The following is a 13,501-nucleotide window of genomic DNA, read 5'->3' as shown; positions in this document are numbered from 1 at the left end:
ACACCGTATCGTCCAAGCATAGGTCACGGCTAGAGTCGCAAGTCTCTCCTACAAGCCTTTATCTAATGCGTCTACGCCTTTTTACTTCGCCGTTGACGTTACATGAAGACTCGAACCAATGTATGAAGAGGCTGACAAATAATGGCGAGAACCAATCGCGATATTGCCGGTTGCGATGGCCGAGAAAGTCGGGCTCACGAACATCGGGATGTTCGGATGTCGTTAGGTGGTTGGCGCACGACACGTGCCTGTTGGTTTCCGACAAACAGCTGCCGTCACTTGAGTGCATTGAAGCGTGTGGGAGCTGCATTCGAAGGTTCCATTGCGCAGCGGCCGCCTCCACCAGGGCGGCCACGCCACTGACGGGCCTCATCAAATCATGCGGAAGACAGTGACGACGACGGAGATATGCGATGGAGTTGAATGCCAACCATGTACGGCCATTGGCATCCTCCCAGACGAGCACCTCAAGTGGAAGATCCAGCGCAGCAGTTGGCGCGCGTTGCATCAATGGCCTGCCAGTCTCGGGGTTGCCGAAGACCCTCAGCAGAGTGCAGTCTATTGCTCCAGATTCACAGGCGTCATGCGTGGCATCAGCAGATGAATGATGCCGAGCGCGACCAGATAAGCCGATGCACCGACAGCGAAGAGCACCCAATACTGACCGGTGCGCTGCAACGTCTCGCCGATGATTCCCGAGTAGAAGAACGAGCCGATCATCCCTGCCACGCCGCCGATACCGACCACCGTGCCAACCATCCGGCGCGGAAACACGTCGCCGACGGTCGTGACAAGATTTGCCGACCACCCCTGGTGAGCCGCTGCGGCAAGTCCGACGGCGAAGACTGCGTACCAGAGGCTTTGAAAGAGCGAAAGCGTGGCAATCGGGAGGACGCACAGCGCGCAGACACCCATCGCGATCTTGCGTGCGACGTTAGGTTTGTGGGAACGCTGCATCAACCGGGACGACAGCCATCCTCCAGCCACACTGCCGACGGATGCCATCGTGTAGATGACAATCAACGGCAGTCCAAGATCGCCGATGTCGATGTGCCTCGACTCATTGAGCCATTTGGGCAGCCAGAACAAGTAAAACCACCACACCGGATCGGTCAGCAGTTTGCCGAAAATGAACGCCCACGTTTCGCGGTACTTCAGCACCGAAAGCCAGCCTACGGGTTGCTCAACGCTTTCGTCCCGATCCGAATTGATGTAATCCAGCTCGCGCTTTGATACCGACGAATGCTCCGCCGGAGGACGGTACACGAGCAGCCACACTGCCAACCACACGAAACCGGCCGCCCCTCCCACAATGAACGTCGCACGCCAGCCCCACATGACAGCGGCGATCGGTACGAATGCGGGCGCAACGATCCCGCCGACGGTTGCGCCCATGTTCCACAGGCCCGTGGCCAACGCCCGCTCTTTCTTCGGAAACCATACGGCTGTGGTGCGGATGGCGACAGGGAAATTGGCCGCCTCGCCGAACCCCAGCAATCCGCGCACGGCCGCGAAGCCGGGGACGGTCGCCGCCATCGCGTGCAGCATCGCGGCCAGGCTCCACATCGCCATGGCACTGCCGTAGACCACTTTGGTGCTGATCCGATCCGCGATTCGACCAAACGTCGCGAGACCCACTGCATAGGCGACCGTGAACACCATCACAGTCTGCGCGTACTGGACCTGATTCCAGCCTATGTCTTTTTGCAGCAGCGGCGCGAGCAGCCCAAGCATCTGGCGATCCATGTAGTTGATCGTCGTTGCAAAAAAGATGAGCGCGCAGATGGTCCATCTGTATCGTCCGACGGCCGTTTGATCGGCGACGGAACGGACTTCTAAAATTTTCATCGTGTCTCCGGGAAGTTTGTAATCAGGCAAACTGGTTCGCGCACCGCCTACAGTGCGAGGGCGGACCGCCCCTCGCGAGGCTTCATTCGGGAAAAGAAGACGACCCCGGCTGCCACCACCGACATCAAGGCCAGCCCCGTGAGCCCTCCTTCGATTGATCCGGTTTTCTGCTCGAGCAAGCCGAAAGCCGCCGGCGCAACGAAACCGCCGAGATTGCCGATCGAATTGATCAACGCCAGCACCGCCGCGGAAATCCGCGCATCCAGGTAGCCCTGCGGAATTGGCCAGAACAACGCCGACGCGGCTTTAAAACCAATCGCCGCAAAGCAGATCGCGACGAACGAGAACATCGGACTGCCCTGGCCGGCGGCATACATGCCGAGCGCGGCGATCAACAGCACACACGCAACCCATGCCTGCTGAAACTTGAAACGCGCCGCGAGCATCGCGAAGAAGTACATCGCCACGATCGAGATCAGCCACGGGATCGAATTGAATAGCCCGACCTGGAAATCGTTGAAATGGCCCATCTTGCGAATGATGCTGGGCAGCCAGAACGTTGCACCGTAGATCGTCAGCGAAACCGAGAAATAGATCACGCAGAAGATCACGATCTGCGGGTCGCGTAGCAGAGTCAAGACGGACGGCTTGACCGCATGCGCCGCATCGCGCTCGCGCTGCTCTTCCTCTATCTCGGCGACGACCGCGTCCTGTTCGGCGCGGCTCAGCCATCTGGCGTCGCGCGGCTTCGAGTCGAGCCAGAACCAGATGAAGCCGGCCAGCACCACCGAGGCCATGCCTTCGATCACGAACATCCACTGCCAGCCGTGCAGGCCCCAGCCGCTGATCAGCATCAGCGCGCCGGAGATTGGCCCGGAGAGTATCGAGGCGAGCGCCGAGCCGCTGAGAAAGATCGCCATCGCCTTGCCTCGCTCGTCGCGCGGCAGCCATTGAGTGAAATAGAAGATGACGCCCGGAAAGAAGCCCGCCTCGGCTGCGCCGAGCAGCAACCGCATGGCATAGAACGACGTCTCGCCCCGAACGAACGCCATGCCGACCGCGGCCAGACCCCACGTGAACATGATGCGCGTGAGCCACGCCTTCGCGCCGAAGCGCTGCAGCAGCATGTTCGACGGCACTTCGAAGACGGCGTAGCTGACGAAGAAGAGCCCCGCGCCGAGTCCATAGGCCGCGGCACCGATGCCCAGATCGGCGCTCAGATGCTGGCGGACGAAGCCGATGTTCACCCGGTCGATGTAGTTGACGACGAACATCACGACGAAGAGCGGCAGCACATGCCACTTGATCTTGCGTACGGCGCTTGCCAGCGCGTCCGCTCGGTCCGGGCCGGCTGCGGCCGGGGTGGGTCTGCTCATCGGCTTGTCTCCGTTGTGGACCAGAGTCGGCGCTTCAGCACTTACTCAGATCTCATGCAACATAGTTGCGAGTGGCAATGCACATCGCGCGCGGCACATCTGGTCGGGTCAGAAGCGCGGATTCTTACCGCTGAAACTCGGGTCGTACTTCTGCATCTGCTTCAGGTCGTCGCGATTCCGCACGCCGCACGACAGATACTGGGCATGCAGTTCGGCCAGTCGGTCGTGGTCGAGTTCGACGCCGAGGCCTGGTGTGGTGGGCACGCGTAGCGCGCCGTTGTCGAAGCTCACGCGGCCACCCTTGATGACTTCTTCTTCCTGCCACGGGTAATGGGTGTCGCACGCGTAGGTCAGGTTGGGGATGCTCGCCGCGACGTGCGTCATCGCCATCAGGCTGATGCCGAGGTGCGAGTTGGAGTGCATCGACATGCCCAGATCCCACAGCTTGCACATGCGCGCGAGCGTCTGGGTCGCACGCAGACCACCCCAGTAGTGATGATCCGACAGCAACACCTTCACCGAACCCATCTCGGCGCCACGGCGGAAATCTTCCATGGTCGTGATCACCATGTTGGTCGCGAGCGGCAGGCGCGTGTGCTTCGCCAACTCGGCCATGCCTGCGAGCCCCGGACAGGGGTCTTCGTAGTACTCGAGCAGTTCGTCGAGTTCGGGCGCGGCCGCGATGCTCGTTTCGAGCGTCCAGTTGGCGTTCGGATCGAGGCGCAGCGGCACGCCGGGGAAAGCCTGATGCAGCGCACGCATGCACGCGATCTCGTGCGCCGGCTCGAACACGCCACCCTTGAGCTTGATGCTCTGGAAGCCGTACAGGTCGATCATGCGACGCGCCTGCGCGACGATCTGCTTCGCGCTAAGGCCTTCGCCCCAGGCATCGGGCGCATAGGGCTTGTCGACGTGCTCCGCGTACTTGAAGAAGAGGTAGGCGCTGTAGGGCACTGCGTCGCGAACCTTGCCACCGAGCAGATCGACGATCGGCGCGCCGACGATTTGCCCCTGCAAGTCGAGCATCGCGACTTCGAGCGTGCTGATGACTTTCGGCGCGTTCTTGGCCGAGTGCGAGCCGGGGGCGAGTTCGAATTCGACCGCGCCCGAGCTCGGCTTGATCGCCGCACGCACGCGTTCTTCCATCCGGTTCAGGTCGAACGGCGACAGGCCGATCACCAGCGCCTTGGCCTGCTCGAGCACGCGCAGCATCGGCTCGTCACCATATGTCTCCGAGATGCCGACGCGGCCATCGCTCGTCTCCAACTCGACGATGGCGCGCAATGCCCACGGTTCGTGGATGCCGGCAGCGTTGAGCAGAGGGCCGTCGCGGAAGGCGATCGGCGTAATTCGCACCTGAGTGACGGTGATGTCGCGAGTCATGGCGGCGTCCGGAAATGGGAGGGTTTGAAGGGGATGGGCGCATGGTAAAGCACTAATGTATTAGTGCGTCAGTGGGGAAAACCCACACCCCCCCAGCCTGCTGAAAACGGCTGCACGCCTGCCGGGAGCGCGTGGGCGTCGGCTATAGTATTAATATTTCAGCGGGTGGAAACAGCAGTGCCCACCCGCGCCCACGCTTCTGGTCCTGCCATGAAAATCAACGTTTCCCCGAGGAGGGCGACCCGGCTCGACCGGTCCCGCCATGCCGCGCCGCAAGTATTCGAACGCCTGCGCGAAATGATCCTGTCCCTCGAACTGGAGCCCGGCACGGTGCTCTCTCGCGCCGATCTGGCGACTCAGTACGGTCTGAGTCAGACGCCCGTGCGCGACGCGCTGATGAAGCTCGGTGAGGAAGGCCTCGTCGACATTTTTCCGCAGCACGCCACAGTGGTCAGCCAGATCAATGTGACTTCCGCGTTGCAGGCGCACTTCCTGCGCCGCTCGATCGAACTGGAAATCGTGCGCACGCTTGCGGAGCAGCGCGACGCCGCACTGATCGCTCAGTTGCGCGCCACGATTGCCGGGCAGATGGAAGTGCGCGACCTGAAGAACATCGAGCAGTTCTCGCTGCTCGACCAGGCCTTTCATCGCCAGATGTACGAGGCGGCGGGCGTGCCGCAACTCTGGGATCTGGTGCGCAGACTGAGCGGCCACATCGACCGGCTGCGTCGCCTGCACCTGCCGGTGGAGGGCAAGACGATGGCGGTGGTGCGCGATCACACCGAGATCGTCGATGCCATCGAAAGGGGCGATGCCGAGGCCGCGCAGGCGGCGCTGCGCACGCATCTCTCGGGTACGCTGAACCAGGTCGATGAGATCCGCACGAGGCATCCGAATTTTTTGACTGACGTCTGAATGCGCTCGGAGGAGCGTGTGCAAGCACCGTCGAAACTCGATCGGCCGATTTCGGCGATGGCCGTCGTCGGTCGCCATTTGATGACGCTCGAAGAACGACCAGCCGCATTCGTCGAAGCGACAGCTCGCTCGCCACTATTCGCTCGATTCACGTAGGCCACTAACGCGCGCCGTCGCGGCGAAACCTCCAAAAAACGGTTGTCAAACGCTAGCCCGTACGCGCGTCTTAGCCGGTCGGCGTCGGGCGGTAAATACATCAGCCCAACGTGCGCCGGCATGACGCGCCGAACTCAATGCGATTGCATCGGCCGCGATCTGGACTGGCCTGCCGGAGCGGCGCACTACCTCCGATGCAACGTCTTCACTCAACCAGCGCCACCGGGACGTGCTTCGTTTGCCGAGAAGAATCAGGTCAGCACCCGTCTCCTCGGCAACAGCGGCGATCGCGCGGCCGACCGTCATGCCGCACATCGGCAGCATAACCATACGGACTTCCGCTTCAGGCGCTTGATCGTCCAGTACATTCCTGACATGCGCGACGACTTTGCGTCCGTGCGCGCTCATTGCCTCGACGATCAAGCCGAAATTGTCGTCAGCGGCTCCCAGATAAGAGGGCGTCGGGTCGACCACATGCAGCACGACAATTTGTGCGTGGTACTTGCGTGCGGTTTCAATGGCCGACGCCAGGACGGTATCGGCCGAACTTGCACTGATTGCGACGAGGATTTTCGAAAACATGTTGAGCGCCCTCATGTAGCGGTTAAGTCAGACACGACAGCAGACTTGAGCTGTTCGTGATCCATGACCGCATCATCACTCGGTGGAGTGAGCGGAAAATTAGCTGAAGCAATCAATAAGACCAGTAGCCGAAGCGTTGCGGATAGCCGTAAACGACAGGAGGCGGGGCGTACGCAACCGGAGGCGGAGCGTAGACGGGGCTCGTGGTATAGACGGCCGGCTGGGAAATAGTGTTGCCTTTCGAGGCCATGCATTGCGCGTAGGCGGCGTTGTATCGCGCCTGCAGATTGGCCGAAGTGGCTTGCGCGCCGTTTGCACCTACAGCACTGCCGAGCAGCAGGCCCGCGCCCGCACCGATCGCTGCGCCGACGCCGGCGTCGCCTGCCGCGGCGCCGAGCAGCGCGCCGGCGGCCGCTCCGCCCACGGTTCCGATCGCACTGCTGCCGACGCCGGATGGTATTGCACCGTGTGTTTGCCCGGCGGCATTGTCAGAGCGGAATGCGTAGTCCCGGCATGCATAGTCTTCCTGCTGGAACACGCTAATCGGCTTGCCACTTGGCGGCAATGCGACGACTGACGGGCCAGTCGGCGGCATGACGGCGCAGCCGGTAAGCGCGACGGCGATCAAGCATGCGGGCAAGGCGATACGAGTGGTTCTTAAGAGTTTCATGATGTCACGTCCCCTGATTCGATGACGCCATCCTGAGCGCGCACAGTTAGCGTTGAATTAGCTTGACGCTGCGCAGGGCCGGCGGGGGTGTGTAACAGACTGGTGAAAAGCGGGGAGGGCGGGCACGCGGACCGATTTGGGGGAGAACGCAGGTCGTTCGTTCGGTTCGAGAGCCCGTGGACCTGCTTTCTTGCCGCGTACGCGAGCGGCTAGCAGGTCAATCGTGTTTGGTAGACACGGCTAGTGAGAGCGGCGTAAGCGCAAGAAGGCATCACCCTCCGCTCGGAAAATACGATGCGTCGACGAGATAGTGCTCGCGGGTGAATGCGCCGTAGATGTATTGCGGGTTCTCGACGTCCTTGTTGTAGTACTCGTGCCACCAGCTTGCCGACTGCCAGATCGCCTCGGGGCAGCTGGACCGGCTCTCGAGTCCGGGCGTGAGATCGAATCCATTGGCCGCATACGCCGTCTCCAGCATCGCAGCCGAAGGCATGCCGAAGCCTTCGCCCAGTGGATTCGACGGCACACCGCAACCCCACGCATAGCCTATCCAACGCAGCAGCAGGCTCGACAGATCAATCGACATGCGCTCACGGCGCAGTTGCGTGAGACTCGCTTGAATCGCTTCGCCCGCGACGGGCCACACGATGAGCGCCAGGTTCGGATACTGTTCGGGCGAATCGATATGTGCGAGTGTGCTTGTCTGGATCGCATTGCAGATGGGCGCAAATCCGTCCGGCGGATACCATGCGTCGGGCGAAAGCGACACGCTGGTCACTTCCGTGTCCTTTGTCGCGGCTTTGCTTTTCACGCCAACGAACATCGCCTGCGACCACGAACTCGGCGACATGTCACTGCGCACGTGCGCCTGCGCGAGTCTCAAGCGAAACGACAACGGATCGGCGCCGCCGATCAACAGAACGAAACTGTGCTCCTTGATGCCTTTCAACGGGACGCTCTTGAGCGCCCGATTGATCCACACGACGTTGCCCTCCTTCTTCTGCCGTGTCAGCGCGAGTAGATTCTTATTGCGTGCTGCCGCTCTTGACCGGCGTGCGATGACTGACATGATGGTGGACTCCCTTTGAGCGTTTCAGTGAGCAGCCGTCAGTTTGAAATGCGCGCTCCAACGCGTTTTCGCATTCACTTCCTGATCTCGATGAAGAGGCACGTAGTCGACCTGAACATCGAGAGAGCCGCCCACACGCTGAATGCAGAGCATCAGCGCAAGATTGCCTCTCATCGATGAAGAGGGGCGAGGGTTGAGCGTCGTCGGCAGGAGGAGCGACTGATAGTCGCCCAGGCTGCCGAATCTCGATGGCGGGTCGCCGGGGTTAGGGTGCGTGGGCCAAGGGTCGCGTGGCCCGAACCAGCCGGTAATCGCCGACTTGATTGTCTTGAATTCGTCGATCCCGATCGACTTGACCAGCGACGTGGGCGATGAAATGACTTCATAGACAGGGCCACGATTCAACGTATCGGCGCGCAGTATCCTGCCCCAGTGAACATCGCCGGTCAGGCAGGTCAGCGGCAAGCCCGCCGTCGAGACGCGTTCTATCTGTTCCACCATGAAGCGATAATCGGCTTCGTAGTTCGCCAGTTCGTAGTCGGCAACATGACCATCGAACGCGCTCGCCGGATCGGCAAAGAGCGATTGTCCCGTCAATAGAAAACCGTAGCGGGGGTTGGGTGTGTTCGCGGAGGCAACGAGCGTGTTCACCCATGCAGCGAGTGCGTTGCGGCCCGCGTTGCCAAGCAGCGCCCCTGGCGGGTCGAGCATCGTCTCGTGATCCGGCGCATTGCCGACGCCTCTTTCGCGCTGACTGCGCGTATCCAGCAGCAGGATCGTGAGAGGCTCTATGTCGATCACGCGTGGCTGCCCCATCGGGCCCGGGTAGCCTTGCTGAAACATGCTGAAGCCGATTTCGGCTGCGGTGCGCCAGCGGTCCCTGCCCGCTTCCGTCCAACTGTTCTGAATCAGCGGACTCTTGAAGGGCGCGTTGTTCCAGTACTCGTGATCGTCGGGAATCGACGCGACGGGCGCCAGCGATAGCAATTGTGGAAACCCTTCTGGAATGCCGCTTCCGTTCGCTGGCGACGCACCAGGCGCATACCAGTTGCTCACGTAGTCTTCCTGAAACTTCGCTTCAAGCCAGGCCTGGTCATTCGAAAAGTTGAGTTCCGTGGGCAGGTCCAGATAAACCTGATCGCCCGCGAACAGCACGAGGTCTGGACGCGGCTTATAGGAAGAGATCCATCTGCCCGCTTCGCCATGCCGGTCCTGGGCGCCGTGAAAACATGACAGGAGCAGCAGATTGAATCGCTCGCCGAATTCCTGCGGGATCGCTTGAGGCAGGGTGCGAAATGAGCGCACGACGGGTGCGACGGCGTCGACGCTCAATCCGACTTCATGCTCGGAAGCCGGCGCAAGGCCACTGAATTCGACAACCGTAGAGCAGAAAGGGAGCTTTCCCTGAACCTTCCAGCACTGCAGCGGGCGTACTGTCGAAGGCACAACCGGTTTGCCGCCGAGTGTCCAGGCCAGCGCCGACGCGGTGCCATTGGTAGCCGCGAGAACACCCGCCCATACGCGCAACGTCGTGGCGTTATCGGCGACGTGATTCACAAGAGACACGATCATTTCGATGATCCGGAAGAATGATTCGTTCTTTGTGTTTCGAACGGGCAATACCTGTCCGGCGCAATCGAAGTTGCGCGGACGGACACGGGACTCGATGGCCCACTCGATCGAGATGAAATTCTCTCAACACAGCATAGAAATTGACCTGACAATTTGTAATGAGGGTTTTCCGGCCCGCCAGACAGGAGATCAATTTCGCTGCAACGTGCGGCAGTCAACATTCAATCAGGCGCGCTAGGCGTATGAAAGCCGTGTGAAAGCAAAAAGAAAACTGGTGCGCCGACGACTGACCAGACCGGCTAGAGAGCAATCCGGGGAAGCTGCATTCGGTCAAGAAGATCGACACCGAAATGCAGGAACGCTTCGGGGACGTGAATCCCTGAGAGCCTGTCTTCGACCCTGATGAACGGAGGTGATTGCCATGCGCCGCTCTGTAAAGCCTATCCGCAATCATGTTTGCACCCACGCGTTTTGTCGCGTGCCGCTGTCGCCGGATGCAATCGCCCAGCTCTATGCGCGTTTCATGGAGCTCAAGGAAAAGCGCAGGCTGCCCAAGAGCATGACGTTCGATCAGTACTATTCGGTCTGGCGCAGCAGCAGGCGCGGCGAGAATTTCGTGGGCCTCGACGACGGCGCGCTCCAGCATTCATCGAGCACCAGCAAGCAACTGATCGAACGTCCTCCGCGACTGCTCAAGGGTGTCATTCAGACGCTGGTATTGCTGGTCGATTTTCCCGATCGCCCCCATGACGTCAACCGCAGCCCTGCGTTCTTCGAGCAGATGCTGTTCAGCGCCGACCATGTCTTTCCCACTGGCAGCATGCGTGATTACTACCGCACGGTCAGCAACTTCGACGGCGCGGCGGGAAAGGGCATCGACGTGCAGGGCAAGGTGTTCGGCTGGTTTCGCCTGCCTCAGCCGTTGAGCTTTTACACGGACGGCAGTTCGGGCATGGACGGCACGTTTCCGCGCAACGCCCAGGGCATCGCGCGCAATGCCGTGCTGGCGGCGCAGCAGGCCGGCGTCGATTTCTCTCCGTACGACATGCTCGGCGAGCATCTGGTCACGGCGCTCTTCATCATCCATGCGGGCGGCGGAGCGGAACAGACCTTGTCGCGCGACGATGTATGGAGCCACAAATGGGTTATTCCAGACGGCGTGAAGGTTGGCCCCAACCTTACTGTGCAAACCTATCTGACGGTGCCTGAAGACTGCAACATGGGCGTATGTGCGCACGAATGGGGACATCTCGCCGCGCGCTGGGCCGACTACTACGATACGGGCCGCGTTCAGCAGATGCAGTCGAACGGGCTCGGCAACTACTGTCTGATGGCGGCGGGCTCGTGGGGCAACAACGGGCTGACGCCCGTGCTTCCGAACGGCATGCTGCGCATGTTTCATAGCTGGATCGAACCGAGGCTCGTCACGAAGACGACGAAGAACATTGACCTCGAACCCGCGGCTGAGGGCGGCAGCATTGTCTATATCAACAACGCTGCGCGGATGGTCGAGGAGCAGTACATCATCGTCGAGTACCGGCGGCGACGCGGACAGGACGCGTTTTCGCCGGATGAGGGCGTGGCGATCTACGTGGTGGACGAGCGGATCGACAACGTCAACGACGAAGAGCATCTCGCGATCGAACTGATGCAGGCCGACAACCGGCGCGATCTCGCGAAGATTTTCGGACAGGGCAATCGCGGTGACTCGACGGACCTGTATCCGAACGGCACCAAACGCTCGATCGGCAAGGCAACCAAGCCCGCGCTCCATTTGCCCGATGGCAAATGGAGCGGTGTGACGATCGCCGTATCGGGCACGCCAGGGGCTGACAAGATGAAAATTAGCGTGACGATGGAGTGAGACGGGCGCGGCGCACCATCGGCGAAGGCCGGATGGGACGAGATTAACGCGTTCGGGCGAGCCTTCCGCGCGCGAGGTAGGGACTCTTCTACCCCGAATGGTCCTGCCAATCTAATAGAGCGGTTACTGGCTCAATTGCGAACCCCAGAGTAAGTGAGTGCCAGCGCTCACGGGCGAGTGCACGCATACGGTGGCTTGCTATTCGCGCAGCAAGTATCTCTGGCGGCACGCATGCTTGAACTCTCGGTGCCTGCGCATCGGCCATGCATCGGCCGATGCCTGCAAAGCACGTCCTAGTGGAAGCTGCCGCCTGACTCGTTGTCAGAAATCTTTCTTCCGGAACTGTTTACGATCGCAGCTGGCGTCCCGGCCGTGGCTCTCGCCGGATACGTCGAAAGCAGCCGCGAGGTACGGCCCTGCTCACTAGCGGCCGATGTCGCGATGTCGACTGGCGCTTGCAGCGTCGTCACAAGACTTTGGAAGCTCGTTTGCATAACCGAAGCGAGTCCTCCTCCAGTTTCTACGGCGATCTCCTGGACGTGCCGCCAGTACGCAAACGTCTTTTTCAGCGCGGCAGGCAGTTGCTGCGACTGAAGTTCGATCACTTCATTCAATGATCGTGAAGAAAGTGCCGCTCCGGCTAACACCTCCTGTTCGCGGAGAGATGTCTTTACGGTTTGCACATTCAATTCGACAAGTTTCTCCAGGCCGGCCACGGCGCAGGCCATCCAGTCGAAGGCGCCGGGAAGATCGGTGTCGCGGCGAAAGAGGGGAGAGTAGTTCACAGTAGCAGCGTGCATAGGAGAAAGGCTCGGTGAGAGTGAGAGTGAGGGTGATGGGGCAGGCACATGCCGGCATTGAGCCAGTCAGCAACCGTCATTCCAGCGCCGGTGGTCTGGCATGCATGCGTCGGGCGAGGCGGATCAACGGGCATTTCCGAGGAGAACGCGGCGCGCATCCGGCAAGTTGTCGCTTCGATGCGCGTCGCGGTCAGGAGGCTCGACGGGATCAATCAGGCAACCGGGCGGCCTGGCATTGCACGGGTCGAGTTGCGGCGCAGCAGAGCGTCGTCATCGGTCGACGCACCGCCGGCTTCTTCGAACGGCGGCTGATGACGAAATCCGGCGTGCCCCGAGACGATGGAGATGATTGCGCCGACAATGAGTGCCGCAAACGAAAACCACGAGGCGCGTGCTACGCCGCGTGCTGCGGTGTCTGCTGCCTGACGTGCATCGGCTTCGGCTTGCGGACTCGAGGCTTCAGCGGTCGCGGAGGCAACCGCGCCTTGAACGCGTTGTGTCAAGGCGCCCGCCATCGTGCCGGCGGTTCCTGACGGACCGGCTGCCGCACCGACCGTTGCGCCGGTCGCCGCGACGCTTCCGGCGGCGCTCACCGCGCTTCCGAGCAGCGACGTTGCTCCGTAGACAACCATGAGAATCATCACCGCCCACGCGAGCAGGCCGTGAAGCCAACCGAGTACGGGGGCACAGCGTCCTGCGAAATAGGAACCGATGAAGACTGCGATGACGGTCATCACGATCAGGTAGACGCCTGAACCAAAGCCGAATCCTTGCAGAGGATTGGGACGGGAAAGGGGCGAGAGCGCGGACGTGCCGATTGCCGTGCCGAGCACACTGAGGATGAGGTAGGCGATCAGCGAGAGGATGACGCCTGCGATCACAGAACCCCACGAAACGCGAGGTAGTCCGCTCTGGGTAGTGAGGAGTTTCATAGTTAGCCTGTGACATGAAGGATTAAAAGGAATGAACGCAAGATGGTTGTGTTCATGCATTTGCACCGCGCAACGGCTGTTCCCGGCATTCCTTGAACTCGATCAGTTGCCGATTTGCGATGCAAGGGAACTCTTTGTCGGTGTCAGCGGGATGAATTTCGCCGGGCACATGTCGCTGGAAAGAGGAATCCACTTCGCGCTGTTTTGTCGACGCGATGGGTCAGTGTCGATAGTTACGAAGCTCCTGCAGGAACCGTTCGACGGGACTGGCGCGGCGAAACGCAACGTACCGGCGAACTGGCACAGCGCGTGCTGAGCGGTCTTTACGAAGTGA

At 60.9% G+C, this 13,501-nt stretch carries 12 protein-coding genes; 2 read left to right on the top strand and 10 right to left on the bottom strand.

The features are described from left to right. Window positions 1-58 precede the first annotated feature (58 nt). The 4 genes from P0D73_RS09190 to P0D73_RS09175 form a co-directional block, all read right to left on the bottom strand. Window positions 59-658 carry a DUF302 domain-containing protein gene (locus tag P0D73_RS09190; RefSeq protein WP_408430997.1) on the bottom strand — a complete coding sequence of 200 codons (600 nt, stop codon included), beginning with the start codon at window positions 656-658 and terminating at the stop codon, window positions 59-61. Beyond that, the gene (locus P0D73_RS09185) at window positions 559-1,848 is read right to left on the bottom strand and encodes an MFS transporter (protein WP_408320184.1); all 1,290 of its coding nucleotides are present in this window, start codon (window positions 1,846-1,848) and stop codon (window positions 559-561) included. The genes P0D73_RS09190 and P0D73_RS09185 overlap by 100 nt, the downstream gene beginning before the upstream one ends. A gap of 47 nt (window positions 1,849-1,895) precedes the next feature. Continuing rightward, window positions 1,896-3,224, bottom strand: a complete 1,329-nt coding sequence (locus P0D73_RS09180) for an MFS transporter (protein ID WP_408320186.1) — start codon at window positions 3,222-3,224, stop codon at window positions 1,896-1,898. A gap of 108 nt (window positions 3,225-3,332) precedes the next feature. Continuing rightward, the gene (locus tag P0D73_RS09175) at window positions 3,333-4,607 is read right to left on the bottom strand and encodes a glucarate dehydratase family protein (RefSeq protein ID WP_408430994.1); all 1,275 of its coding nucleotides are present in this window, start codon (window positions 4,605-4,607) and stop codon (window positions 3,333-3,335) included. A 210-nt stretch (window positions 4,608-4,817) separates the two neighbouring features. Here P0D73_RS09175 and P0D73_RS09170 point away from each other — a divergent pair, with 210 nt between their 5' ends. Further along, the gene (locus P0D73_RS09170) at window positions 4,818-5,522 is read left to right on the top strand and encodes a GntR family transcriptional regulator (RefSeq protein WP_408320221.1); all 705 of its coding nucleotides are present in this window, start codon (window positions 4,818-4,820) and stop codon (window positions 5,520-5,522) included. A gap of 201 nt (window positions 5,523-5,723) precedes the next feature. Here P0D73_RS09170 and P0D73_RS09165 read toward each other — a convergent pair whose 3' ends face one another. The 4 genes from P0D73_RS09165 to P0D73_RS09150 all read right to left on the bottom strand — a co-directional run bounded on the left by P0D73_RS09165 (window position 5,724) and on the right by P0D73_RS09150 (window position 9,571). Further along, window positions 5,724-6,260 (bottom strand): universal stress protein, encoded by a 537-nt coding sequence (locus P0D73_RS09165; RefSeq protein WP_408320190.1) that lies wholly within the window; start codon window positions 6,258-6,260, stop codon window positions 5,724-5,726. Window positions 6,261-6,372: 112 nt separating this feature from the next. After that, on the bottom strand, window positions 6,373-6,930 hold the full coding sequence (locus tag P0D73_RS09160; RefSeq protein WP_408320192.1) for a glycine zipper domain-containing protein: 558 nt from the start codon (window positions 6,928-6,930) through the stop codon (window positions 6,373-6,375). Between the two features lie 271 nt (window positions 6,931-7,201). After that, entirely contained in the window at window positions 7,202-7,999 is a 798-nt protein-coding gene (locus P0D73_RS09155; protein ID WP_132379036.1) for a hypothetical protein, read from the bottom strand. Window positions 8,000-8,023: 24 nt separating this feature from the next. Then, entirely contained in the window at window positions 8,024-9,571 is a 1,548-nt protein-coding gene (locus tag P0D73_RS09150; protein ID WP_408286326.1) for a metallophosphoesterase family protein, read from the bottom strand. A gap of 421 nt (window positions 9,572-9,992) precedes the next feature. Between P0D73_RS09150 and P0D73_RS09145 the strand changes: the two genes are divergently transcribed. Beyond that, window positions 9,993-11,435 (top strand): M6 family metalloprotease domain-containing protein, encoded by a 1,443-nt coding sequence (locus P0D73_RS09145; protein ID WP_408177354.1) that lies wholly within the window; start codon window positions 9,993-9,995, stop codon window positions 11,433-11,435. A 293-nt stretch (window positions 11,436-11,728) separates the two neighbouring features. Here P0D73_RS09145 and P0D73_RS09140 read toward each other — a convergent pair whose 3' ends face one another. Next, window positions 11,729-12,235 carry a phasin family protein gene (locus tag P0D73_RS09140; RefSeq protein WP_408430991.1) on the bottom strand — a complete coding sequence of 169 codons (507 nt, stop codon included), beginning with the start codon at window positions 12,233-12,235 and terminating at the stop codon, window positions 11,729-11,731. Window positions 12,236-12,447: 212 nt separating this feature from the next. Then, window positions 12,448-13,167: a YrzE family protein gene (locus P0D73_RS09135; RefSeq protein WP_408430988.1), complete on the bottom strand. Its 720-nt coding sequence runs from the start codon at window positions 13,165-13,167 to the stop codon at window positions 12,448-12,450. Between the last annotated feature and the right edge of the window lie 334 nt (window positions 13,168-13,501).

The sequence above is a fragment of the Paraburkholderia sp. RL18-101-BIB-B genome (assembly GCF_046026985.1).
In the GTDB taxonomy this organism is placed as follows: Bacteria; Pseudomonadota; Gammaproteobacteria; order Burkholderiales; family Burkholderiaceae; genus Paraburkholderia.
This window is presented reverse-complemented; position numbering and strand designations above follow the sequence as displayed.

Coding starts and splice junctions, on each gene's coding strand:
- P0D73_RS09185 (WP_408320184.1), bottom strand. CDS start 1,848: ATGAAAATTTTAGAAGTCCGTTCCGTCGCCGATCAAACGGCCGTCGGA.
- P0D73_RS09170 (WP_408320221.1), top strand. CDS start 4,818: ATGAAAATCAACGTTTCCCCGAGGAGGGCGACCCGGCTCGACCGGTCC.
- P0D73_RS09180 (WP_408320186.1), bottom strand. CDS start 3,224: ATGAGCAGACCCACCCCGGCCGCAGCCGGCCCGGACCGAGCGGACGCG.
- P0D73_RS09145 (WP_408177354.1), top strand. CDS start 9,993: ATGCGCCGCTCTGTAAAGCCTATCCGCAATCATGTTTGCACCCACGCG.
- P0D73_RS09175 (WP_408430994.1), bottom strand. CDS start 4,607: ATGACTCGCGACATCACCGTCACTCAGGTGCGAATTACGCCGATCGCC.
- P0D73_RS09135 (WP_408430988.1), bottom strand. CDS start 13,167: ATGAAACTCCTCACTACCCAGAGCGGACTACCTCGCGTTTCGTGGGGT.
- P0D73_RS09155 (WP_132379036.1), bottom strand. CDS start 7,999: ATGTCAGTCATCGCACGCCGGTCAAGAGCGGCAGCACGCAATAAGAAT.
- P0D73_RS09150 (WP_408286326.1), bottom strand. CDS start 9,571: ATGATCGTGTCTCTTGTGAATCACGTCGCCGATAACGCCACGACGTTG.
- P0D73_RS09160 (WP_408320192.1), bottom strand. CDS start 6,930: ATGAAACTCTTAAGAACCACTCGTATCGCCTTGCCCGCATGCTTGATC.
- P0D73_RS09165 (WP_408320190.1), bottom strand. CDS start 6,260: ATGTTTTCGAAAATCCTCGTCGCAATCAGTGCAAGTTCGGCCGATACC.
- P0D73_RS09140 (WP_408430991.1), bottom strand. CDS start 12,235: ATGCACGCTGCTACTGTGAACTACTCTCCCCTCTTTCGCCGCGACACC.